This window comes from Alteribacillus bidgolensis, from assembly GCF_002886255.1.
In the GTDB taxonomy this organism is placed as follows: domain Bacteria; phylum Bacillota; class Bacilli; order Bacillales; family Marinococcaceae; genus Alteribacillus; species Alteribacillus bidgolensis.
The window spans coordinates 3,294,949-3,318,029 of record NZ_KZ614149.1; the positions used below are offsets into that span (position 1 = coordinate 3,294,949).

Consider the following 23,081-nt stretch of genomic DNA (forward strand, 5'->3'; position numbering starts at 1 on the left):
GAAAATCACCCTTTTTCAGAAAGTTATAATAAAATATATTCTGGTTGATATATTTACATTAATCAGCAAGAAAAAAGGCATAAATGACCATTACTTAGCTGCACAAAAGCCATCCTTATTTCATAATAAAAGTTTTTATACAAAAATGAGAATCCATTAAGCTGCATTTCTTTGCACACATTTTTATTATTGGGAATAGGCTGTGACGAGAGAAGGGGGAGAAGCAGGTGGAACTTAAAGTAGGTGACCTCGTCGCACGCTATTCCTATGACTGTGATATAGTTTTTCGAATAACAGCCATTGACCAGAATAAGGCAGAGCTTGCGGGAGAGGAGCTTCGCCTGGCCGCTGATGCACCTCTAGAAGATCTAAAAAAAGTTGATGATGAAGAAAGAAGAACACATGAAAAAAATGCTCGAGAAAAAGAAGAGTGCAGCTATAGACTATTTCGTCAGGAAGCTCGTTTAATGAAAGAAAGAAATGAACATGAAGCAACAGAAGGTTATAAAGAAAAAGCTTCATACTTTGAGATGCGAGGCCGTGTTCTTCACCTTGATGGTGATCCATACTATTTAGCAAAATGCACCGCCTTATATGAGCGGCTGGGAATTCCTGTATACGGTGTACACATACCTGAAAAGGAAATGCCCGATCAAATAGCGTCATTACTGCACATGGTACGTCCGGATATTTTGGTCATCACAGGCCATGATGCTTTTATTCCTTCTAGAGGTGCAGAAAACGATTTAAAGGCTTATAGACATTCGAAGGTTTTTGGACAGACGGTTAGAGAAGCAAGAAAGGTTGTCCCCCAGCTTGATCAGCTTATTATATTTGCTGGAGCTTGCCAGTCTTATTTTGAATGGCTGTTAAAAGCTGGTTCAAATTTTGCCAGTTCCCCAGAACGTGTAAATATACATGCTCTCGACCCTGTGTATATTGCGGCCAAAGTCAGCTTAACTCCTTTTATGGATCGCATAGGAGTGCTGCAATTGATTCGCCACACCCTAACTGGTCAAGAAGGCTTAGGAGGACTCGAAACCAAAGGTGTCTTACGTAAAGGGCTGCCATGGAAGGAAGACCATTCCTTCTCCAACGAAATCGATGAATAATACCAAAACAAGACCGGAAGCAGCCATTCCGGTCTTTTCGTTTACAATTGCATTTGCTTATAAGAAATTATTGTTTAAAGAAGGAATACGAAACCAAATTTAGCGTAAACTAAATATTGTGAGTTAAAATAATTTATGAATTCTTCAATAGTTATTGACAATAAAACCATATCATTGATATAATTAAAAATTTTATTTGACATTTAAGAGTTAGGATGCTACAATAAAATATGAGTGAGGTGGGTCCGAAACCATGGGAAAAACGCTGATAGAAATTAAAGAAGCACTGGATGCTAATGTCGGGAAAAAGGTTACAATCGTTGCTAATGGCGGACGTAAGAAAACAATTGAACGCTCCGGCTTGCTTGAAGAAACTTATCCTTCTGTCTTTATTGTTAAATTAGACAAGGACAAGCATTCTGTCGAACGAATTTCTTACAGTTACACAGATGTACTCACTAAGACAGTGCAGCTAACTATGTGTGAGGAAGAACTTCAAGCATAATAATCAATGGAAAATCGTTCATAAAGCAGTATAAATTGGCTTTCTGTTTATTGCGACAGGAAGCTATATTTATGTCTTTTAGAGAGCACTCTATACATATACCTGCGATGTTAGTACAATTCTTTCTTTTAAGGAGATGGACAATTTGAGCCCAAGACGAGGTATAATGTCTAATGATTTAAAAGTAGAGATTGCAAAAGAGCTTGGCTTTTATGATACAGTGCAGAAGGAAGGCTGGGGAGGCATTAAATCCCGGGATGCGGGTAACATGGTCAAACGAGCCGTTCAAATTGCTGAAGAGAGTCTAGCCGAAAATAAAAAGTAACAGCTGTAATCGCAGGTATTTAACGCTCCGGGGTTCCTACCCCGGAGTTTGCTTCTTTTATCTAATAGTTAGGAATCATCTAAGGATTTTACCAAAGGGACTTTTCAGCAAGTCAAGTTTTCTAATGTTCGAGCCTGTACATGAGAAGATATTTCGACTAAAATGTACAGAGATATTAACGACTTGAACGGTAAAAGAATGGTCGTGTAAGGAAGAGAAGGAGAATAAAAGGTGAAACGATCAATAAAAGCCCCAGCAAAAATTAATTTATCGCTTGATGTACTGCATAAAAGAGAAGACGGCTACCATGAAGTAAAAATGGTTATGAGTCAAGTCGATTTGGCGGACCGTCTTGACTTAGAGATTAGAGAAGATGGAAAAATAACAATAGAGTTATCTGAAGGGTTCTTACCTGTTGATCAACGTAATTTAGCTTATCAAGCAGCTTCTCTTTTGCAGTACCGTTATGATATTAAGCTGGGTGTTTCCATTTACATACATAAACATATTCCGGTGGCAGCTGGTTTGGCTGGTGGGAGCAGCGATGCTGCAGCTGTATTAAAAGGGTTAAATGAATTATGGGAGATAGGGCTTTCTACAGCTGATATAGCAACTCTAGGTTCAGAAATCGGCTCTGATGTTTCTTTTTGTGTTTATGGAGGGACGGCGCTTGCTACAGGCAGAGGAGAAATCATTAAACCGCTGCCTTCTCCTCCTCCGTGCTGGGTAATACTAGCTAAACCTCCAATTGGGGTATCTACTAGAGAAATTTATCAGCGTATGAAGATAGAGGATCCACCAAAAGAACAAGCTTCTGAAAAAATAATTAAGGCTATTGAAAGCAATGATTACCGTGCAATTTGCAATAATCTTTTCAATTCGTTAGAACAGGTAACCCTTCCTCTTTATCCAGAGGTAAAACGTATTAAGGAAAGAATGCTTGATTCCGGTGTAGATGCTGCTTTAATGAGCGGAAGCGGCCCAACCGTATTCGGATTGGTAAAGAAGGAATCAAGACTACATCGAGTTTACAATGCCTTGAGAGGGTTTTGTGATCAAGTATACGCTGTCCGTTTGATAAGTGATAAGGAAGCTTGATAAAATCCGGATAAAAATGATATATTTCAATTACAACATTCGGATTTTATGGAGGTACTCATGAAAAAACTGAAACGGAGCGGCCGGTTAGTGGATATGACCTATTATTTGTTACAGCATCCCCACCAGCTTGTATCACTAAGTTATTTTTCGGAAAGATATCAATCCGCCAAATCTTCTATAAGTGAAGATTTAACGATTGTGAAAGAAATATTCGAATCACAGGGAATTGGTTCCCTATTAACGATAGCAGGAGCAAGCGGCGGCGTAAAATATGTCCCTATGGTGGAAGAAGAAGAAGGAAAGCTGCTTGTGGAAAAATTAAATCAAAAACTAGAAGACAAAGAACGACTGCTGCCAGGTGGATACTTATATATGATGGATATTCTAGGGAGCCCTCGTTTGATGAATGAAATTGGCAGATTATTTGCTGCTGTGTTTTCAGATCAAAAGATTGATGCCGTTATGACAGTAGCGATGAAAGGAATACCTTTAGCCTATGCTATTGGGTCTTATTTAGATGTGCCAGTAAGTATTGTGCGCAGGGACCACCGTGTAACAGAGGGCTCTATGGTCAGCATTAATTATGTTTCAGGGTCTGCTAAACGTATTCAAACGATGTCCTTAGCTAGAAGAAGCCTCGAAGAAGGTGCTAATGTACTAATTGTTGATGATTTTATGAAAGCTGGCGGTACAGCACGAGGTATGATGGATTTATTAAAAGAGTTCAATGCCAATGTAGTTGGTATCGGTGTGCTAGTGGAAGCTGAAGATGTAGAAGAAAGACTTGTGGATGACTATGTGTCTATTGCACGACTTGAAGAAGTGAATGAGAGACAAAAATTGGTTAATGCGGTTCCGGGCAACTTTTTAAAGAAACTAAAAGAGGTGAATCAAAAATGAAAGAGATCTTTACCACAGAAGCCCCTGAAGCAATTGGTCCCTATTCCCAAGGCATTGTTGTGAACAATATGTTTTACAGCTCTGGTCAGATTCCTTTAACCCCTGAAGGAGAAATTGTTAAAGGCAGCATTGAGGAACAGACTCATCAGGTATTTAATAACTTAAAAGCAGTGCTTAAAGAAGCTGGTGCCTCTTTAGATACGGTAGTAAAGGCAACTGTTTTTATTAAAGATATGGACACTTTTCCGACTGTTAATGAGATTTATGGTTATTATTTTAATAAACATCAGCCTGCAAGATCTTGTGTTGAAGTTGCTCGTCTCCCCAAAGACGTGCTAGTAGAGATCGAAGTTATCGCTTTAGTAAAATAAAAGTTATAATGTACTTAAAAAACCGCTGTTTGGCGGTTTTTTTATTGCTTAAATTCAGCGGATGACATAAGGGATAAAAAAGAAAACTTTTATTAAATGGAAAGAGATCATTCATGTTAGGTACTAGTGTTTAGGGACTGTTTTCCTAATAAATTTAAAAATTTTAATATTTTTTAGTTTATCGAGAAGGAAAAGGGGGCTTTTTTATTGAATTATATGGCAGAAGTATTTTATTTGGAAAAAGGTGGTGAAAGAATGGAAGTAACAGACGTAAGGCTTCGTCGGGTGAACACCGAGGGACGCATGCGAGCCATTGCTTCAATTACGATGGATAGTGAGTTTGTAGTGCATGATATTAGAGTGATTGACGGTAATAACGGCTTGTTTGTAGCTATGCCAAGTAAGCGCACGCCTGACGGGGAATTTAGAGACATCGCCCACCCGATTTCATCGCATACTCGCGAAAAAATCCAAACAGCTGTTTTGGGTGAGTACAAACGCCAGGGAGAATTTGAAAATCCTGAATATGAAGAAGCCGGCGCTTCATAGTACTAGGTATAATATTGTATGATACTTACGCCATCAGGCGGCCTGATCTATATTAGGCCGCCTGATTTTTTTATACTTTAGGAATGTGTAACTTTGTTAAAGGATAAAAGTATATTGTCATAAGGACTCGGCGATAAGTCGAGTTTTTTCTAATGTCAGAAAGTATATTTTTTAAATTTCCAGGCAGTTATGCCTCTGCCATCATCTTTTTCTATTATAAGATGGCAAGTCGTAGTTTTTCTAAAAATATTATTTGGTCTGTTCTAGTTCCTATCAATAATTATAATAAAGCAAGGAAGAAACATGTATAGTTATACCCTGTATTGATCAATTGGAAGCGGAAAGTTTTGTAAAGTAATGATAATCTTTTGACTTTCCTTGAAATAAAGAGGGTTTTAGGATATATTCGTAAGGGAAAACCGGATACTTGGAGGATGAATAATGAGCAATCGTTACGCGGTTATTTTAGCCGCAGGACAAGGAAAACGAATGAAATCAGATTTGTATAAAGTGCTTCATCCTGTATGCGGAAAGCCTATGGTAGAACATGTGGCAGACCAAGTGAGTCAAGCTGGACTTCAGGAAGTGGTGACGGTAATAGGACACGGTGCCGATGCAGTAAAAGAGCATTTGGGTGATCGTGTTTCTTATGTGTTACAAGAAGAACAGCTGGGAACCGGACATGCTGTCATGCAGGCGGAGGAGCTGTTAGCCGATAAGGATGGGGTAACAGTCGTGCTTTGCGGAGATACACCTTTAATCCGTTCTGAAACGATGGAGTCGCTGATGGAACACCATGAGAGAACGGGGGCTAAAGCAACTGTCCTTACAGCAAGAGCAGAAGATCCAGCAGGTTACGGACGTGTCATTCGTGACAAAAGCGGTCAAGTGACTAGAATCGTTGAACATAAGGATGCAAATGAAGAAGAACGCACAGTAAAAGAAATTAATACAGGAACGTACTGTTTTGACAATAAAACCCTTTTTCAAGCTTTAAAACAAGTTGGGAATAATAATGCACAAGGGGAGTACTATCTTCCAGATGTTATAGAAATTCTAAAAAGAAAAGGCGAAACATTATCTGCTTGGCAAACACCTGATTTTTCCGAAACGATAGGGGTAAATGATCGAGCAGCTCTTGCTAAAGCTGAAAAAGCCTTAAAACAAAGAATTAATGAATATTGGATGAGGCAAGGCGTAACCATTATAGATCCGGACCACACCTATATTTCTGCTGATTCGATTCTTGACCAGGATACTGTATTGTACCCGGGTACGATGTTAAACGGTGTAGTGAAGATAGGCAGAAAGTGTGTAATTGGCCCACATACAGAAATTACAGAAAGTGTAATCGGATCCGAATGTGAAATAAAACAGTCAGTTATTGCACAAAGTGACATTGGAAACGATGTTAAAATTGGACCGTATGCTCATATTAGACCGGATTCTGTGATTGATGATGAAGTAAAAATAGGGAACTTCGTGGAAGTTAAAAAGTCCCGCTTTGGAAAAGCAAGCAAAGCTTCGCATCTTAGTTATATTGGAGACGCTGAAGTTGGAAACAGTGTCAATTTAGGCTGTGGTTCAATAACCGTCAACTATGATGGTGAAAATAAATTTCTTACAAAAATTGAAGACGGTGCCTTTGTAGGATGTAATGCCAATTTAATTGCCCCGGTCACAATAGGTGAGGGTGCCTATGTGGCAGCTGGTTCTACTATAACAGATGATGTTCCCGGAAGCGCTCTTTCAATTGCCCGTGCGAGACAAACGAATAAAGAAGGTTATGCAAAAAAAAAGGATTGATCACGTTTTTAAACTAATGTAACGGAGGGAATAATTGATGTCTATATATGACGATCCTTATTTGAAGGTGTTCACCTTAAACTCCAACCCTAACCTGGCCCATGAGGTTACCAAACAAATTGGAGTAGAGATGGGAAAAAGCTCAGTAAAGCGGTTTAGTGATGGGGAGATTCAAGTTAATATTGAAGAGAGCATCCGGGGTTGTGATGTATTTTTGGTTCAATCTACATCAGAACCAGCGAATGAACACCTGATGGAACTTCTTATTATGATCGATGCGATGAAAAGAGCCTCTGCAGAAACAATTAATGTGGTCATTCCTTATTATGGATATGCCCGTCAAGATCGAAAAGCAAGATCAAGAGAACCAATCACTTCAAAACTAGTTGCAAACTTACTTGAAACAGCTGGGGCAACTCGTGTATTAACGATTGACCTGCATGCTACGCAAATTCAAGGATTTTTTGACATACCAGTAGATCAGCTCTTAGCAGAGCCTATCTTGTCTAAACATTTTCAAGATAAAGGGGTAGAAGATACTGTTATTGTCTCTCCTGACCATGGCGGGGTTGTTAGAGCAAGAAAGATGGCAGACCGCTTAAAAGCACCCATTGCAATTATTGATAAACGCCGGCCAAAGCCTAATGTATCAGAAGTAATGAACATTGTCGGTAATGTCGAAGGAAAAACGGCGATTATTGTAGACGATATAATTGATACAGCCGGAACGATGACATTAGCTGCAGATGCTCTTTTAGAAGCAGGAGCTATGGAAGTGTATGCTTGCAGTACACACCCGGTCTTGTCTGGTCCTGCTATTGAACGCATTCAAAACTCAAACATTAAAGAGCTTGCTGTAACGAACACCATTGTTCTTCCAGAAGAGAAGAAAATAGATAAAATTACACAGCTTTCTTTAGCACCATTAATTGCAGAAGCTATTATTCGCGTGCATGAACAAACCTCTGTAAGCACGTTGTTTGAATAAAGAGTAACAATCAAAAATACCGTCCTGTGATTTTTGTCTTATAGGTCTGCTTAAGACAAAATACTTGATTTTTAGGAAATGGAATGGTAGAATCCCGTTTTAAGTGAGTTAAATAGAGAATTCAAGAAGATAAACTAAATGAGGTGAAACACTATGTCTGCAGTATTAGAAGCTAAGACACGCAAAAATCTGAAAAGATCAGAAACAAAACAATTACGTCTTGATGGATATGTACCTGCAGTACTTTATGGAAAAGAAATAGAAAGCACTGCTGTTTCTGTACCAAATATCACTTTCGTAAAAACCCTTCGCGAAGTTGGCAGAAATGGTATTATTGAATTGGATATTGAGGGAGAAAACAAAAAACATAAAGTCATTGTTCATGATCTTCAAGTTGATCCAATTAAAGACTATCTTGTTCACATCGATTTCTTCGAAGTTGATTTGAAATCAGAAATGGAAGCGGAAGTAGCTGTAAATCTTGTAGGCGACGCTCCTGGCGAAAAAGATGGAGGAGTTTTATCTCCACTTCTCTACAATGTAACTGTACGTGCCCTTCCTACAGACATTCCAGAAGAAATCACTGTTGATATTTCTGAGTTAAATATCGGGGATTCCATTCAAATAAGCGATCTAAAATCTGGAAAAGAATTTGAATTTACGAATGAACCAGAAGAAACCGTAGTAACTGTTCTTCCACCTGAACAACAACATGAACCTGAAGATGAAAGTGAAGGAGAAGAGCCTGAATTGGTTGAGACTACTAAGGACAACGGAGAAGAAGAGGAAAAATCTGAATAATATCTTATAAAGGGTATAGCCGTTTTACGGTTATGCCTTTTTATCGCATGCTGGAAATGCATATGAGGTGAGCCGCTGATGTCTCACGTCACCAGCGGATAGCCGGGCATTACTCTCAACTTACGCATTTCTTATTTATGGATTGTCGCAGACAGAAGAGGTTGTCTAAGTAAAGCGGGCAATGGCTCTCTTTTCTTTAAGGACAAGCCCCGGCTGTCTGCGTTCTTTATACATTTAAGAATGTTTATTTTTATACTTTAAGAAAGTTTAACTTCATTAAAAGATTAAAGTATACGACTTCTCCATAAGGACTTTGCGGCAAGCAGAGTTTTTCTAATCAAGATGTAAAAGTTTTAATGGAAGGGGAGCAAGTAAACGTGAAAGTTATCGCAGGACTTGGGAACCCCGGTCGAAAATATAAAGACACGCGTCATAATGTAGGATTTGCTGCATTAGATAAATTAGCCGATGATTTAGGTTTGTCTTGGAAAGAAGGAAAAAAAAGTCTCATTGCCGAATCAAGAGCAGGAGGAGAAAAGATTTTTCTCATCAAACCAATGACTTACATGAATTTATCAGGAGAAGCAATACGTCCGCTTATGACATTTTATGATGTGGAAGTAGAAAATCTTATGGTCGTTTATGATGACCTGGATTTAGAGCCTGGATCGCTGCGTCTGCGTTTAAAAGGAGGCCATGGCGGACATAACGGTATAAAGTCTATCATCAATCAACTTGGAGCAAAGGAATTTAAACGAGTTCGTATTGGAATTGGAAGGCCGCCAGAAGGTGATTCAGTGACATCTCATGTACTAGGAACGTTTGCTCCAGGTGATAAAAAAGCCGTGGAAGAAACCATTCATTTATCAGCAGAAGCAGCAGAAGCGTGGTTTACTAAACCATTTAATGAAGTGATGAATCACTACAACAGGAAAAATTAACCAAACGGAAGTATAGCTCCTATTTTTGCGGTTCATACTAAGACAACAGTTACAGTCTAATACCATGTACAATCGCAAAAGGAGCGGTAATATGGCTATTCGGTATTATTGCCGGCATTGCGGCACATCTATTGGGACACTTGAAGATGAAGAATTGTTGGTGTCTCCCCGTCTAGGTTTTGATCAGTTAACCGATGAAGAACAACAGCAAATTATTCACTATGGTTCAGATGGGAATGTCCATGTAAGAGTAACTTGTGAAGATTGTGAGGAAGCACTAGAAAATAATCCTCATTTTCATGAGTTGGATAGATGGATCCATTAGAAAATTGATCATATGTATAAAGTAAAATTGGGACTGGCACTTCATGAACAACTTCGCGTGAAGGAAGCCGGCCCATTTTTCTGCTTATCAAAAATGGAACAAGCAACTTTTATGGAGAGATTTAAACGGGTATAATAGCAATAAAATTTTCCGTTTTACTATTAAGTAATATTTTCTTATACTTTAGGAATGAATTTAACTTTATTAAAGGCTCAAAGTATAGCAAAACTACGACTTGCGCCATTTGAACTTGGCGGTAAGCTAAGCTTTTCTAGTCGTGTATTTTTTAGTAAGAGAAATACATGTAAAAATAATTTATATCATGCTGTCATACGAAGGGATTTTAGGGGAAGGAACGAAGGAGGAAAATGAGCCATGAAGGGATTGCAAAAAGCCCTGGCAGAGAATCATCATGTAAATGCAGTGTTAGAAGGTATAGAAAATAATTTAAACGAACAGTTAGTAGCAGGCCTTAGCGGTTCTGCCCGTACCTTTTTTGTGTCTCTAACTAAGTCTGAAGTAGATAGACCGCAGCTCGTGATTACCCATACGTTATATCAGGCTCAAAAGCTTTATGAAGATTTAATAGATTTAGTAGAGAATGATGTATATTTATACCCAGTAAATGAATTGATATCTTCTGAAATTGCCATTGCTAGTCCTGAAATGAGGTCGCAGAGGATTGAAGTGCTGGATAAGCTTGTGCAAGGGTTCAATGGAATCGTCATTGCACCGGTTGCAGGGGTAAGGCGGCTTCTTCCACCGGTGGAACTGTGGAAAGATTCCCAAATACATTTACAACAAGGAAGAGATATAGAACTAGATACGTTTTTGTCTGATTTATCGGCATTGGGTTACCAGCGGGCTGATATGGTGTCCGCTCCTGGAGAATTTAGTGTGCGAGGCGGAATTATTGATATTTATACTTTAACAGAAGAAAATCCTGTAAGGATAGAATTATTCGACACTGAAATTGATTCTTTACGATATTTTAGAGTAGATGACCAACGATCTTTAGATTCGCTCTCAGAAGCTGTAATCGGGCCAGCACAGGAGACTATATTATATCAAGAGCAATATGAAAAAGCCGCTGATCAACTCAACGAATCACTGTCTCAAACGCTAAAAAAAGTAAAGGACAGCAAAGTAAAAGAAAAACTACAGGAAAATCTGACGTATGAAAAAGAACTTTTGACAGAACAGACCCGTTTTCAGGGATTATATAAATATATGGAATATTTTTATGAAAAGCCGACAACCCTTTTGTCTTATTTTTCTGATAACACTGTCATCTTTCTCGATGAAGTAAGCCGCGTGCAGGAAATGGCAGAACGATTAGATAAAGAAGAAGCGGAATGGTCTACAACCGTTTTAGAACAAGGGGAAATACCAAATGATATTTCATTATCGGTGAGGTTTAACGATTTATTTGTAAAGTGTAAAAACCCCCGTATTTATTTCTCGTTATTTCTAAGGAACATACCTTCTATACAGCCTCAAAACGTAGCGAATATTCAATGTAAGGCCATGCAGCAATTTCATGGCCAAATGCCGGTTTTAAAAAGTGAAATGGAACGCTGGCACAAAAGCGGGTATACTGTCGTATTTGTTGCAGGGGATGATGATAGAGCCAAACGTCTTGAAAATATACTCGACGATTATGATATAGAGGCAGATCGGGTGCAACGAAGCGGTCCATTTTCTTCAGAACGTGCTACGATTGTTCGTGGTCAATTAAACAGCGGTTTCGAATTACCAATGGAGAAGATTGCTGTTGTTACTGAACAAGAGACGTTTACGAAAAAATTAAATAGAGTGAAACGGAGACAAAAACTTACTAATGCTGAACGAATAAAAAGTTATTCCGAGCTTCAAGTCGGAGATTTGGTTGTTCATATCAACCATGGCATTGGAAAGTATTTAGGCATTGAAACACTAGAAGTCGGCGGTATCCATAAGGACTTTTTAAATATTTCTTATGCAGGGAACGATAAATTGTATGTACCTGTCGAACAAATTGACCAAGTGCAAAAGTATGTCGGTTCTGAAGAAAAAGATCCAAAAATTTATGCACTAGGCGGCAACGACTGGAAAAAAGTTAAACGCAAAGTTCAATCTTCAGTTCAAGATATCGCAGATGACCTTATTAAAATATATGCTGAACGAGAAGCATCTAAAGGCTATGCTTTTTCTGATAATCAAGAAGAAGAGCAGGAATTTGCCTCTTCTTTTCCATATCAAGAGACCGAAGATCAACTAAAAGCCATACAAGAAATTAAAGAAGATATGGAAAAAGAACGTCCAATGGACCGTCTATTGTGCGGGGATGTTGGTTATGGAAAAACAGAAGTGGCGATCCGTGCTGTTTTTAAAGCAATTCTTGACGGGAAGCAGGTTGCTCTGCTTGTACCAACTACCATTTTAGCCCAACAGCATTTTGACACCATTTCTGAACGCTTTTCCGATTATCCTATAAACATAGGATTATTAAGTCGTTTTCGGACTCGTAAACAACAAACGGAGACAATCAATGGATTAAAAACGGGCGGTGTTGATATAGTTATTGGCACACACCGAATATTATCCAAGGATGTGAAATTTAAAGATTTAGGTCTCTTAATAGTTGATGAAGAACAGCGATTTGGTGTAACGCATAAAGAAAAAATTAAAAAATTAAAAGCAAATATTGATGTCTTGACATTAACTGCAACCCCAATACCAAGAACGCTGCATATGTCGATGCTTGGAGTCCGGGATTTGTCTGTTATTGAAACACCTCCAGAAAATCGATTTCCTGTACAAACGTATGTGCTTGATTATAACGCCTCCCTTATTAAAGAGGCAGTGGAAAGGGAGCTTAGCAGGGGCGGTCAAGTATACTTTTTGTATAATAGGGTGGATGACATCAGTCGAATGGCAGAACAAATGTCTATGCTTGTTCCAGAAGCAGAAGTAGCATACGCTCACGGCCAAATGAATGAGCAGGAACTTGAGTCTGTGATGATTGATTTTCTCGAAGGCAATAAAGATGTACTTGTCACGACCACCATCATCGAAACAGGCGTTGATATACCAAACGTAAATACATTAATTATTTATAATGCCGATAAAATGGGGCTTTCTCAGCTTTATCAAATCAGAGGAAGAGTTGGACGCTCTAATCGGGTAGCATATGCTTATTTCACTTATCAGCGTGACAAAGTATTAACCGAAATCGCAGAAAAACGTTTGCAAGCCATTAAGGAATTTACGGAACTTGGTTCTGGTTTTAAAATTGCGATGAGAGACTTATCCATCAGAGGGACAGGGAATCTTTTAGGTGCTGAACAACATGGCTTTATTGAATCAGTAGGTTTCGATTTATATTCACAAATGCTCAAAGATGCCATTGAAGAGCGAAAAGTTGATAAACCAAAAGTAAAAGTACCGGAAATAGAAATAGATGTGAAGGTTGATGCCTACATTCCTGCAAGTTATATCGATGATTCCAAGCAAAAAATTGAAATGTATAAGCGTTTTAAAGGGCTTGAAACACTAGAGGACCTCAGGGATTTGCAAGATGAAATGGTGGATCGGTTTGGTGACTATCCAGAAGAGACCAAGGACCTCTTTACATTGTCCAAAATTAAAATACAAGCAAGAGAAAATGGTATCGAATCGATTGTTCAAGAAAGTGGGAAAACCATACTTCTTATTGCAGAGGAGACAAGTAAAAATATTGATGGCTCTAAACTTTTTGAAGCAGTAAATGAATTTGGGAGAGAGGTAGGTTTAGGCACGAGCGGCCAGAAAATTAAACTTGTTCTCCATCAAAACAGAATGTCAGGTAAACGTCTTTTAGAAATCATGGAAGTGTTAGTAAACAAACTACCCGATACCAAAAAAGTAAAAGAAGAGACTGCTTCTTCCTAATAAAAAAGAAAATGGTAACTTTCTAAAAAAAAAATGAATAGTTATTTACCTGTGGTGGATAATAAAAACAATAAAAAGAAAGAGACGGGGGAACTTCCAACTCAGATAATTTACCTTGAACAAGGAAGCGACAGTATATTGAACTGATCCTTATGTCTCTGGACCATCTTTAGAAAAACATCTTTAGAAAGGGAGGCACACTTCCATGATGAAAGCAACAGGCATTGTCCGCCGCATTGACGATTTAGGAAGAGTTGTAATACCAAAAGAAATCCGCCGCACTTTACGTATCAGAGAAGGAGACCCTCTTGAGATTTTTGTGGACCGAGACGGAGAGGTTATTTTGAAAAAGTATTCACCTATCTCTGAACTTGGAGATTTTGCCAAAGAATATGCAGAGGCCTTATACGATACCCTTCATCACCCTGTATTAGTGGCAGATCGAGATACATTCATTGCTGTTTCTGGCGGTGTAAAGAAAGATTATGCAAACAAAAGTGTTGGTGGTGCAGTAGAAGAAGCAATCAATGAACGAAAAACTAAAGTAACTTCTAGTAAAGGAGATTACAACATCGTAAGCGATCATCAAGAAACAATGAGAGGGTATGCGGTAGCTCCTATCATAGCTAACGGTGATCCTATTGGAGCAGTTGTAATGATTGCAAAAGATGACAAGGTGGATGAAGCCATCTCTGGAAAACTGCTTGAAACAGCTGCCGGCTTTTTGGCAAGACAAATGGAGCAATAAGCGTTTTGGTTTTGGATATAACATGTAAAGAGTAAATGCAGCTGCCTTTAATCAAATAAAGGCAGCTTTTTCATCATCTGTTTTCTCTCTTTGCTGTGATATACTGGGAAAGCGAAAGGGAGATTGAGATGTGGCAACCTTACATAAAAAGCGAAAGCTTATGGAAAGGAGCTTTTCTAGTTACCGGTGCAGCGTTTCTTGGAAAAGTGCTGAGTGCTTTGTACCGCGTACCTTATCAAAACATTACTGGAGATTTAGGGTATTATGTATACCAACAAATATACCCTTTTTACGGGGCGGCTATGGTGGTTGCTATGTACGGGTTTCCGGTAATTATATCAAAGTTGGTGATGGAAACAAACGATGAAGAAGGAGCAAAAAAAGCAGAAGAAATGGCTTATGCTTCTTTTCTAATTTTGTTGTTCACGCATATACCAATATTTTTAATCCTGTTTTTTGGGGCAGATGCAATAGCTGCAGCAATGGGGGATAAAAGGCTGGATGTACCTCTTCGTATTATTTCTTCGGTTTGTTTATTTATTCCTGTGTTTTCTGCGTTTCGAGGTTATTTTCAAGGAATGGGAGAAATGAAACCTACTGCTGTTTCTCATGTGGTAGAGCAATGTATTCGGGTGGCTGTTATTTTAGGACTTGCTTTTCTTGTCGTTTTATTAGGAAAGGGAGCTTATGCGTCTGGTGTGGCTGCAGCTGTGGGCTCGATTGCAGGAAGTACTGCAGGAGCTGTTTTCCTTATAAAATTTTACTATTCTCTCCATTTTCAAAGGTATAATCGCGTGAATTGGACTGGTGTTTTCGATAAGATAAAACAAGTAAATACGAAAGTTTTAAGCAGAGGATTGCTTGTTTGTATGGGTGCCATGATATTTATTCTATATCAATTCATCGACGCTTTTTCTGTAGCTCGTATTTTGCAAATCTATGGAATGTCTTTCGAAGAAGCAAGGGCCGGCAAGGGGGTATTTGATAGAGGACAGCCGCTTTTGCAATTTGGCACTGTTATCGCCACGTCGTTTGCTATGGCGGTGGTTCCTCTTATAAGCAGTGAAAAGCTTAAAGGAAACGTAAAAGCCTCACAAAAGTATGCAGCATTTGCTGTACAAGTAAGTTTTTTAATCGGTGCTGCCGCTGCTTTAGGTCTATACATTATAGCGGAGCCTGTCAATATTATGTTGTTTGAAAACGCCAAAGGTACAGATATTCTTCAAATATTAGCAGTATCGCTTGTTTTTAGTGGGTTAATTATGGCTGCTTCTGCAGTACTGCAAGGCCACGATTATTTTGTAATCCCAGCTTGTTTTCTTGTGCTTGGTTTATTCATTAAAGCGGGCGGAAATGTATGGCTGATACCATTATTTAATGAAAAGGGAGCAGCTGCAGCAACAGTTATAGGGATGGCAGCAACTGCTCTTTGTAATATTCTTTTTATTTACAAAAAGCAATTAATGACGTTTCCCAATTGGCGCTGGATGATAAAAGCAATCATATCACTTGGCACGATGAGCCTGACAGCGTCTGTGCTGTATTTCATATGTTCTTATGTTTTTTCTATCACGACAAGACCAGGGGCTGCAGCAGTGTCTTTGATTATAGCACTGGCTTCTGCCCTGCTGTTTGTATGGCTTTTGGTTCGTTTATCTCTAATTACTCGAGAAGAACGTTTTCTGCTGCCTGGCATGGAAAAAATAGAAAAAGTTATAGACCGAAAGGAGAAGAAACATGAACAATAATTCTAGTAAAAACACAAATATACCGCAGATCACGGTAATCGGTCTTGGTATTGGTGAATTAGCCCAGCTTCCTCTTGGTGTATATCAAATATTGAAAAAAGCGGCACCTCTTTTTTTGCGTACAGCAAAGCATCCAGTTGTGAAAGAACTAGAGGAAGAAGAGATTTCTTATTTAAGTTTTGATCATTTGTATGAAGCAAATGATACATTTGAAATGGTTTATAAAAATATAATAAAGGAATTAATAGAAGCAGCATCGAATCATAACCATATCTATTACGCCGTGCCCGGTCATCCGATGACAGCAGAATTAACAGTGGAGCAGCTATTAGAGAAGGAAGGAAATGGGGAGCTTCAAGTTGAAATACTGGGCGGGCAAAGTTTTCTTGATCCGATGTTTTCAGCTCTTCGCATAGACCCAAATAATGGCTTTCAACTTTTGGATGCAACTGCTATTCAAACAAAAGATATAAAAATGACCCAGCACATTATAATTAGTCAGATTTATGACCAGATGATTGCTTCAGAAGTTAAACTGACGTTAATGGAAAAATATCCAGATGATTATGAAGTCACTCTAGTGACAGCTGCGGGAACATCTCAAGAAAAACTGCAAAACGTTCCCCTTTTTGCATTAGATCGGGAAATGACACAAAATAATTTAATGGCCCTCTATGTACCGCCTGTTCAAGAGGATAACGTGTTATACAGGGAATTTGAGACACTTCGAGAAGTGATTGCAAAACTTCGTGGTCCGGATGGATGTCCATGGGATAAAAAGCAGACACATCATTCTCTAAAAAGGTATCTTTTGGAAGAGGCTTATGAGGTGATTGATGCAATTGATCAAGAAGATGATGATCATTTACAGGAAGAACTGGGTGATGTATTGCTGCAGGTGATGCTTCATGCACAGATTGGGGAAGACGAAGGTTTTTTTAACGTTGAAGATATTATAGAGACATTGACTTCAAAAATGATTCGTCGTCACCCTCATGTATTTGGGGATACAACAGCTCATACAGAAGAGCAGGTAAATGAAAACTGGGAAGCCATCAAACGTTCTGAAAAAGAGACAAAAGACGCTGAAGATTCTCTTTTAACCGATATTCCTGCATCAATGCCAGCACTTATGCAAGCTTATGAACTGCAAAAAAAAGCTGCAAAAGTTGGATTTGACTGGAATGATGACGCACCGATGTGGAAAAAACTGCAAGAAGAAACCGCGGAATGGCTTTATGAGGTAAAACAAGGGAATAAAGAAGCCATGAAAAAAGAATTTGGAGATTTGTTGTTTGTACTCGTGAATTTGGGGCGTTTTTATAAGCTGCATCCTGAAGAATCTTTGCATATGACTAATGTAAAATTTAAAAAGAGATTTTCCTACATTGAAAAAGTATTAATTAATCAAGGACGTTCTTTAGAAGACACTACATTAGATGATATGGATGAGTTATGGGAAGAGGCAAAACGAAAATAATCGTTTCATTTGTTTAGGAGAGGAGAGTCTATATGCGAATTGATAAATTTTTAAAGGTTTCTAGATTAATTAAGAGAAGAACATTAGCCAAAGAAGTGGCTTCTCAAGGAAGAATTACAGTAAATGGAAACAAAGCCAAAGCGGGAACAGAAGTAGCACCTGGAGATGAAGTTTCTATAAGGTTTGGCTCTAAACTTGTTACGGTCCGCGTAGATGAAATAAAGGACACGACCAAAAAAGAAGTGTCAAACACGATGTATACCGTACTAAAAGAAGAACCAGTAAATGAATAATGGAAAAAGGCATATTTCTACTACTATCTCTTAGGAAAGGCACATATATATGTGACAAGCTATCGATAAGAGGAGTGTGTGGAATATGTCTTTTAGAGAAGATTCAATGGCACAACGTCCGCAGCCCCCGCACGAAGTAATATTAAAAGGCAGGAAAAGCCTTGATATTACCGGGGTTAAAGAAGTAGAGAGTTTTGATAATGAAGAATTTTTATTGGAGACGTCCCTCGGTTTTTTGTCAGTACGTGGTCATAACCTGCATATAAAAAACTTAGACGTAGATGAAGGTATTATTTCGATTGAAGGAAAAGTAGATGACCTCGTTTATGTGGATCAGGCTACTGGAAAATCTAAAGGGTTTATAGGGAAGTTATTTAAGTGAGTCTGGCAGTTCAATTCCAGACAATGTTTGCAATGATGGCAATGGGACTAGTCCTGGGAATGAATCTGGATTTTTACCATCGTTTAACGATCCGGTCTGTGAAGGCATTTTGGACTAGATTGGCATGGGATCTTTTGTTTTGGCTCGTTCAGGTGCTCCTCGTTTTTTATGTGCTATTGCATGTGAACGAAGGGGAGCTTAGAATTTATATATTTTTCTCCATAGCTGCAGGTTTTTTTATCTACCGTCGTTACGGGAGGAGCCCATTTATAAAAACAATGGAACTCGGTTTCTCTATTGTTCGGTGGACAAGAAGTACAATAGCCGCTCTCATTCGGATATTCATTATTTCTCCTATTAAATTTATATTGAAACTCATCACCTCGTCCGTTATGATAGGGATAACTATAAGTGGAAACGTTCTATTTTTTCTATTAAACCTCCTCATTTTTCCTTTAAAATTGGCAGCACGTATTCTTATTCCAGTTTTCCGACGTCTTCTTCCTCAGCCTATCATAACTTTTTTAGAAAAAACTTTTCAGTCCGTTCGAAAAAGGGTAAAAAAATGGAGGATATTTAAATAAGCCGGGGTGATTTTTATTGATATCTGAAAAGAAGAAAGTTACGGAAATTAACAAGCCCTATGTTAAAGAGCAAGCGAGAGAACAAGAACGTTTAAAAGCGGCTTCCACAAAAAGACGACGCGGTCTTGTCCGCCGCCTTACTGCCCTTTCTATTGCAGGTGTCGTTCTTGCTGTGGTATTTACCGTATTGTTAGTATCACAGTGGTCTACGCTTGAAGCTAAAAAAGCAGAACGGGCAGAGCTTGAAAACAAGCTTGAAGAACTGCATGCAGAAGAATCTCGCCTCAAACAAGACGTTAAAAACTACAATGATCTCGACTACATAGCAGAAGTGGCGAGAAGAGATTACTATTTGACAAAACCTGGTGAAACATTATTTAAAGTACCCAATGAATCAATAGATTGACACTTTTTTAATCATTCGAGTATAATAGTAATGATTTTAAGACTGTAAAGTCAGCTTTCTAAGGAAAGAAAATAAGGAGGAGCTTTTTTTAAATGTCAATCGAAGTAGGCAGCAAGTTGCAAGGGAAGGTCACAGGTATCACCCATTTTGGAGCATTTATAGAGCTGCCGGATGGAAAAACTGGGCTGGTTCATATTAGCGAAGTGGCCGACAAGTATGTAGATGATATCAATCAATTTTTAAGTGTTGGTGACGAGGTCACTGTAAAGGTTATGAAAGTGGAAGACGATGGTAAGATTGGTCTTTCCATTCGAAAAGCCCAGGAACGGCCAAAAGGAGATCGCCCCCGGGGAGGAGATCGTCCGAAAGGAGATCGTTCAAGAGGAGATCGCCGCAGTGGATCTGGAAAAGGACAGCGTTCCTTGTCTTTTGAAGAAAAGATGAACCGCTTTATGAAAGACAGTGAAGAAAGATTAGCTTCATTGCGTAAACAAACCGATTCCAAACGCGGCGGACGCTCCAAAAAATAAGCAGCTTGCTGCAGGCTTTACTGGATAAATCGCAGAAGACTGTTTGAAGAGCTACTCTTTTACGGAGCAGAGGTTCATAGCTGATCCTGTGTTGGTACTCTTTAGGCAGTCTTCATATATCTAAAAAAATTTAAAAGGATTGGTTGACTAAACCCGCCCTGTCATTATATAATCACTCATGTTGTGAAAAATTGGCGGTGTAGCTCAGCTGGCTAGAGCGTACGGTTCATACCCGTGAGGTCGGGGGTTCGATCCCCTCCGCCGCTACCATACATAGAAATCATAACGAGTCTTCTCTTTTGTGAGAGGCTCGTTTTTTTAATTGTCGAGGAAATTATATTTTCTATTAGATAACTATCTTTATCTGCGTCTCGCTTCAGCACCTAGCTGCTCGTACCCACAAGATAATAAAGATCTTTTGCTAAAACCGCAAACTAAACGATCGCAAACTTAGCAGAAGTTCCTATATCTTAGACGAATTTCCCTTTATAAAGATTTTTTTATAACATCATTCTGTTTGTTTTTACTCCATTTTCAAGCATTCTTTTTTATTTGCTGTAAGAAATTGTTAGTTGGTGTTTTGCTTTTTTTGAAAATACACTGCTAAAGCTTACAAACAGGGGTTTTTATAAAAAAAATAAATCGTCGAAGACTTTTTTTGTATCTGTTCGTGATTTTGACAAACATTTAACAAAATTGAATATATAATAAATCCACAAACTTTCTAGCAGGTGGTGGGTTATTATGTATCAACGGGATCTAACGAAACGAGCAGATGAAACAGAACCGATTTGGGAGCACGTATGGGCTTTAGTAAAGAATATCAGTAATCGCACGAAGCAGAAAACATTAAGATTGTTAGAAATGTTGTTTATTCAATGGGGCGGTCTTGTCTTTATTTTAGGAATTCTTTTAGGACGAGCTGTTTTGCTTGCAGAGCTGTTTCCTTTTGCACTGCCATTTTTTGCAGCGGTGTACTCATGGCGTAAAGAAAAAGGAATTATTGCAGCAGCAGGTATCATTGTTGGTACCTTTTCTGGTGCTATCTTTCACGGAGCATTTGTATTAGCAGCCATTGCTATCTTTTTAGGCATCTATGAATGGATTACCCGTTATGGATCGAGGACAGGATGGACGCTGCCGCTGTCTGTATTTTTAGCTACAGTGGGAGCCCGTGCAAGTACTGTATGGCTAGAAGAAGGGGCTCTATCGTCTTATTCTATGGTAATGGCTGGAGTGGAAGCAGGCCTTAGCTTTATTTTAACGATGATTTTTTTACAAAGTATGCCTCTATTGATAACGAAGAAAAGAAAACAACCATTAAAACAAGAAGAAATTGTTTGTTTTATTATATTACTAGCTTCTGTCATGACCGGAGCAATCGGCTGGGTGATCTATGGGATGGCTGCCGAACATACCCTGGCCAGATACCTCGTGCTGTTATTTGCGTATACGGGAGGAGCAGCACTTGGTGCGTCCGTAGGTGTCATTGTTGGGCTTGTTCTCAGTCTGGCTTCCGTTGCTAACTTATATCAGATGAGCTTGCTTGCATTTGCAGGCCTTCTTGGCGGGCTTTTAAAAGAAGGCAAAAAAGTCGGGGTTAGCATTGGAATGCTTTTAGGTACGGCTTTAATTGCATTATATGGAGATGGTATGAATGGAGCTACTTTGACGCTTGCCGAATCAGCGGCAGCTATTGCTTTATTTTTAATTACTCCTCGTATAATCACTTCCTTTATAGAAAAATATATTCCAGGGACTCCGGAATATGCCCGGGAACAACAAAAGCATATGAAAAAAATCAGGGATATTACGGCATTAAAAGTAGAGAGGTTTTCTAATCTGTTTCAAACCCTCTCCAAAAGCTTTATGTCCAGCCCTGACATGACAGATAAAGAAATGGAGGACAAAGAGAGAGATGAATTATTAAGTAAAATAACCGAAAAAACGTGTCAAACTTGTTTTCGTAAAGAAAGGTGCTGGGTCAACCAGTTTCACGAAACGTACGATGGCATGACAAGCATGCTCTATGAACTAGAACGAAACGGAAAAATAAGCGGTCCTATGAAAAACCAATGGAAGAAGCATTGTCACTATGAAACTAGGATAACCAAAGTAATGACAGAAGAGTTAAAGCAAGATCAAGCCAGAAGGGAACTGTCCAAACAAGTCCAGGAGAGCCGTCAGCTCGTAGCGGATCAGCTTAGAGGGGTATCTGAAGTCATGGATGATTTCGCTCGCGAAATACAAAGAGAAAAGGAAGCCCACCATTGGCAGGAAGAGCAAATCCATGAAGCTTTACAAGACGCAGGGCTTGATATTGGCCATGTAGATATATATAGGCTTGATGAAGGAAATGTAGAGATAGAAATGAGCGTGTTAAAGGGGGCGGGACTAGAACAGGCAGAAAAAATCATTGCACCAATGCTGTCTGATATTTTAAAAGAACACATTATTGTAGATAAAGAAGAGCCATACGAAAACATATCAGAATATTTAAACCTCACTTTCGTGTCGGCTCGAACATACACAGTGAATATTGGAACATCATCGGTGGCTAAAGGCGGAGGGTGGGTGTCAGGGGACAGTTATGCTTCTATGGATATTGGGGCAGGAAAACATGCCATTGCAATAAGTGATGGGATGGGAAGCGGAGAAAAGGCACATAGAGAAAGCAGTTCAGCGCTGCAAATTTTACAAACCATACTTGCTTCTGGAATGGATGAGAAAACAGCGATACGTTCTATTAATTCGATTTTAAGTTTACGTTCAACCGAAGAAATGTTTTCTACGCTTGATCTTGCGATGATTGATTTGCAAGAAGCAAAGAGCAGGTTTATAAAAATAGGTTCAATTCCTAGCTTTATTAGAAGGGAGGATAAAGTAAAGCAAATTGAAGCACGAAATCTGCCTATTGGCATGATGGAACATGCTGAATTAGATGTTGTCACTGAGCAAATGAAAGATGGAGATATGCTTATTATGATGAGCGACGGTATTCTAGATATTCCTGGTCCGATTGAAAATACGGAAATATGGATAAGGCGTATTATTTCACAGCTTGATACAGAGGACCCGCAGGAAATGGCAGACTTGTTATTAGAGAGGGTGATGAGGGTATCGCAAGGCAAAATAAATGATGACATGACCATTGTGACTGCAAAAATCGAGCGCAACCTACCGAAGTGGGCAGCAATACCGGTTCGTCAAACCGTCCCATTAAAACGAAAAAAAGCTTAATTTCAGCCGATCTGAAGTCTTTAAAACCCTTCGA

The 23,081-nt window shown here is 38.9% G+C and carries 22 protein-coding genes and 1 tRNA gene; all 23 read left to right on the forward strand.

Going from position 1 to position 23,081, the window contains the following annotated elements; all coding sequences use genetic code 11:
• Positions 1 to 227 precede the first annotated feature (227 nt).
• The 23 genes from yabG (at position 228) to spoIIE (ending at position 23,047) form a co-directional block, all read left to right on the forward strand.
• A complete protein-coding gene (gene yabG / locus CEF16_RS16245; protein WP_091587525.1) occupies positions 228 to 1,112 on the forward strand; it encodes a sporulation peptidase YabG in 885 nt (294 codons plus the stop codon).
• Positions 1,113 to 1,365: 253 nt separating this feature from the next.
• Positions 1,366 to 1,617: a biofilm formation stimulator Veg gene (veg, locus tag CEF16_RS16250; protein WP_091587523.1), complete on the forward strand. Its 252-nt coding sequence runs from the start codon at positions 1,366 to 1,368 to the stop codon at positions 1,615 to 1,617.
• A 145-nt stretch (positions 1,618 to 1,762) separates the two neighbouring features.
• Positions 1,763 to 1,942, forward strand: coding sequence for a small, acid-soluble spore protein, alpha/beta type (locus tag CEF16_RS16255; protein ID WP_091587522.1), 180 nt, complete (start codon positions 1,763 to 1,765; stop codon positions 1,940 to 1,942).
• A 231-nt stretch (positions 1,943 to 2,173) separates the two neighbouring features.
• Positions 2,174 to 3,040 (forward strand): 4-(cytidine 5'-diphospho)-2-C-methyl-D-erythritol kinase, encoded by an 867-nt coding sequence (ispE, locus tag CEF16_RS16260; RefSeq protein ID WP_091587521.1) that lies wholly within the window; start codon positions 2,174 to 2,176, stop codon positions 3,038 to 3,040.
• Between the two features lie 60 nt (positions 3,041 to 3,100).
• Positions 3,101 to 3,943 carry a pur operon repressor gene (gene purR, locus CEF16_RS16265; protein WP_091587519.1) on the forward strand — a complete coding sequence of 281 codons (843 nt, stop codon included), beginning with the start codon at positions 3,101 to 3,103 and terminating at the stop codon, positions 3,941 to 3,943.
• On the forward strand, positions 3,940 to 4,314 hold the full coding sequence (locus CEF16_RS16270) for a RidA family protein (protein ID WP_091587518.1): 375 nt from the start codon (positions 3,940 to 3,942) through the stop codon (positions 4,312 to 4,314). The genes purR and CEF16_RS16270 overlap by 4 nt, the downstream gene beginning before the upstream one ends.
• A 255-nt stretch (positions 4,315 to 4,569) precedes the next feature.
• Complete coding sequence (gene spoVG, locus CEF16_RS16275) at positions 4,570 to 4,863, forward strand: septation regulator SpoVG (RefSeq protein WP_091587557.1); 294 nt, start codon at positions 4,570 to 4,572, stop codon at positions 4,861 to 4,863.
• A gap of 441 nt (positions 4,864 to 5,304) precedes the next feature.
• Entirely contained in the window at positions 5,305 to 6,669 is a 1,365-nt protein-coding gene (gene glmU, locus CEF16_RS16280; RefSeq protein WP_091587516.1) for a bifunctional UDP-N-acetylglucosamine diphosphorylase/glucosamine-1-phosphate N-acetyltransferase GlmU, read from the forward strand.
• Positions 6,670 to 6,706: 37 nt separating this feature from the next.
• Positions 6,707 to 7,657, forward strand: coding sequence for a ribose-phosphate diphosphokinase (locus CEF16_RS16285; RefSeq protein ID WP_091587515.1), 951 nt, complete (start codon positions 6,707 to 6,709; stop codon positions 7,655 to 7,657).
• Positions 7,658 to 7,810: 153 nt separating this feature from the next.
• Positions 7,811 to 8,458: a 50S ribosomal protein L25/general stress protein Ctc gene (locus CEF16_RS16290; RefSeq protein ID WP_091587513.1), complete on the forward strand. Its 648-nt coding sequence runs from the start codon at positions 7,811 to 7,813 to the stop codon at positions 8,456 to 8,458.
• Between the two features lie 377 nt (positions 8,459 to 8,835).
• Positions 8,836 to 9,399 carry an aminoacyl-tRNA hydrolase gene (pth, locus tag CEF16_RS16295; RefSeq protein WP_091587556.1) on the forward strand — a complete coding sequence of 188 codons (564 nt, stop codon included), beginning with the start codon at positions 8,836 to 8,838 and terminating at the stop codon, positions 9,397 to 9,399.
• A gap of 91 nt (positions 9,400 to 9,490) precedes the next feature.
• Positions 9,491 to 9,724 carry an anti-sigma-F factor Fin gene (fin, locus tag CEF16_RS16300; protein WP_091587512.1) on the forward strand — a complete coding sequence of 78 codons (234 nt, stop codon included), beginning with the start codon at positions 9,491 to 9,493 and terminating at the stop codon, positions 9,722 to 9,724.
• A 375-nt stretch (positions 9,725 to 10,099) separates the two neighbouring features.
• On the forward strand, positions 10,100 to 13,636 hold the full coding sequence (mfd, locus tag CEF16_RS16305) for a transcription-repair coupling factor (RefSeq protein WP_091587510.1): 3,537 nt from the start codon (positions 10,100 to 10,102) through the stop codon (positions 13,634 to 13,636).
• Positions 13,637 to 13,844: 208 nt separating this feature from the next.
• The gene (gene spoVT, locus CEF16_RS16310; RefSeq protein ID WP_091587554.1) at positions 13,845 to 14,384 is read left to right on the forward strand and encodes a stage V sporulation protein T; all 540 of its coding nucleotides are present in this window, start codon (positions 13,845 to 13,847) and stop codon (positions 14,382 to 14,384) included.
• 128 nt (positions 14,385 to 14,512) lie between these two features.
• On the forward strand, positions 14,513 to 16,132 hold the full coding sequence (locus CEF16_RS16315; RefSeq protein ID WP_091587509.1) for a putative polysaccharide biosynthesis protein: 1,620 nt from the start codon (positions 14,513 to 14,515) through the stop codon (positions 16,130 to 16,132).
• Positions 16,122 to 17,612: a bifunctional methyltransferase/pyrophosphohydrolase YabN gene (yabN, locus tag CEF16_RS16320; RefSeq protein WP_091587507.1), complete on the forward strand. Its 1,491-nt coding sequence runs from the start codon at positions 16,122 to 16,124 to the stop codon at positions 17,610 to 17,612. Before CEF16_RS16315 ends, yabN begins: the two co-directional genes overlap by 11 nt.
• A 32-nt stretch (positions 17,613 to 17,644) precedes the next feature.
• Positions 17,645 to 17,905, forward strand: a complete 261-nt coding sequence (locus CEF16_RS16325) for an RNA-binding S4 domain-containing protein (protein ID WP_091587506.1) — start codon at positions 17,645 to 17,647, stop codon at positions 17,903 to 17,905.
• Between the two features lie 85 nt (positions 17,906 to 17,990).
• On the forward strand, positions 17,991 to 18,287 hold the full coding sequence (gene yabP / locus CEF16_RS16330; RefSeq protein ID WP_091587504.1) for a sporulation protein YabP: 297 nt from the start codon (positions 17,991 to 17,993) through the stop codon (positions 18,285 to 18,287).
• Positions 18,284 to 18,871 carry a spore cortex biosynthesis protein YabQ gene (yabQ, locus tag CEF16_RS16335; RefSeq protein ID WP_091587502.1) on the forward strand — a complete coding sequence of 196 codons (588 nt, stop codon included), beginning with the start codon at positions 18,284 to 18,286 and terminating at the stop codon, positions 18,869 to 18,871. Before yabP ends, yabQ begins: the two co-directional genes overlap by 4 nt.
• Before the next feature lie 16 nt (positions 18,872 to 18,887).
• Positions 18,888 to 19,277, forward strand: coding sequence for a septum formation initiator family protein (locus tag CEF16_RS16340; protein ID WP_091587500.1), 390 nt, complete (start codon positions 18,888 to 18,890; stop codon positions 19,275 to 19,277).
• A gap of 92 nt (positions 19,278 to 19,369) precedes the next feature.
• Positions 19,370 to 19,807 (forward strand): S1 domain-containing RNA-binding protein, encoded by a 438-nt coding sequence (locus tag CEF16_RS16345; protein WP_091587498.1) that lies wholly within the window; start codon positions 19,370 to 19,372, stop codon positions 19,805 to 19,807.
• A 193-nt stretch (positions 19,808 to 20,000) separates the two neighbouring features.
• Positions 20,001 to 20,077: transfer RNA gene (locus tag CEF16_RS16350), tRNA-Met, on the forward strand.
• 474 nt (positions 20,078 to 20,551) lie between these two features.
• A complete protein-coding gene (gene spoIIE / locus CEF16_RS16355) occupies positions 20,552 to 23,047 on the forward strand; it encodes a stage II sporulation protein E (protein ID WP_091587496.1) in 2,496 nt (831 codons plus the stop codon).
• Positions 23,048 to 23,081 lie beyond the last annotated feature (34 nt).

What these genes read in the sequence shown, in the direction of transcription:
- spoVT (WP_091587554.1), top strand. Translation starts at nt 13,845, where the DNA reads ATGAAAGCAACAGGCATTGTCCGCCGCATTGACGATTTAGGAAGAGTT.
- CEF16_RS16345 (WP_091587498.1), top strand. Translation starts at nt 19,370, where the DNA reads ATGTCAATCGAAGTAGGCAGCAAGTTGCAAGGGAAGGTCACAGGTATC.
- CEF16_RS16325 (WP_091587506.1), top strand. Translation starts at nt 17,645, where the DNA reads ATGCGAATTGATAAATTTTTAAAGGTTTCTAGATTAATTAAGAGAAGA.
- fin (WP_091587512.1), top strand. Translation starts at nt 9,491, where the DNA reads ATGGCTATTCGGTATTATTGCCGGCATTGCGGCACATCTATTGGGACA.
- veg (WP_091587523.1), top strand. Translation starts at nt 1,366, where the DNA reads ATGGGAAAAACGCTGATAGAAATTAAAGAAGCACTGGATGCTAATGTC.
- spoVG (WP_091587557.1), top strand. Translation starts at nt 4,570, where the DNA reads ATGGAAGTAACAGACGTAAGGCTTCGTCGGGTGAACACCGAGGGACGC.
- spoIIE (WP_091587496.1), top strand. Translation starts at nt 20,552, where the DNA reads ATGTATCAACGGGATCTAACGAAACGAGCAGATGAAACAGAACCGATT.
- CEF16_RS16285 (WP_091587515.1), top strand. Translation starts at nt 6,707, where the DNA reads ATGTCTATATATGACGATCCTTATTTGAAGGTGTTCACCTTAAACTCC.
- CEF16_RS16315 (WP_091587509.1), top strand. Translation starts at nt 14,513, where the DNA reads ATGTGGCAACCTTACATAAAAAGCGAAAGCTTATGGAAAGGAGCTTTT.
- CEF16_RS16290 (WP_091587513.1), top strand. Translation starts at nt 7,811, where the DNA reads ATGTCTGCAGTATTAGAAGCTAAGACACGCAAAAATCTGAAAAGATCA.
- yabP (WP_091587504.1), top strand. Translation starts at nt 17,991, where the DNA reads ATGTCTTTTAGAGAAGATTCAATGGCACAACGTCCGCAGCCCCCGCAC.
- CEF16_RS16270 (WP_091587518.1), top strand. Translation starts at nt 3,940, where the DNA reads ATGAAAGAGATCTTTACCACAGAAGCCCCTGAAGCAATTGGTCCCTAT.
- yabN (WP_091587507.1), top strand. Translation starts at nt 16,122, where the DNA reads ATGAACAATAATTCTAGTAAAAACACAAATATACCGCAGATCACGGTA.
- purR (WP_091587519.1), top strand. Translation starts at nt 3,101, where the DNA reads ATGAAAAAACTGAAACGGAGCGGCCGGTTAGTGGATATGACCTATTAT.
- mfd (WP_091587510.1), top strand. Translation starts at nt 10,100, where the DNA reads ATGAAGGGATTGCAAAAAGCCCTGGCAGAGAATCATCATGTAAATGCA.
- glmU (WP_091587516.1), top strand. Translation starts at nt 5,305, where the DNA reads ATGAGCAATCGTTACGCGGTTATTTTAGCCGCAGGACAAGGAAAACGA.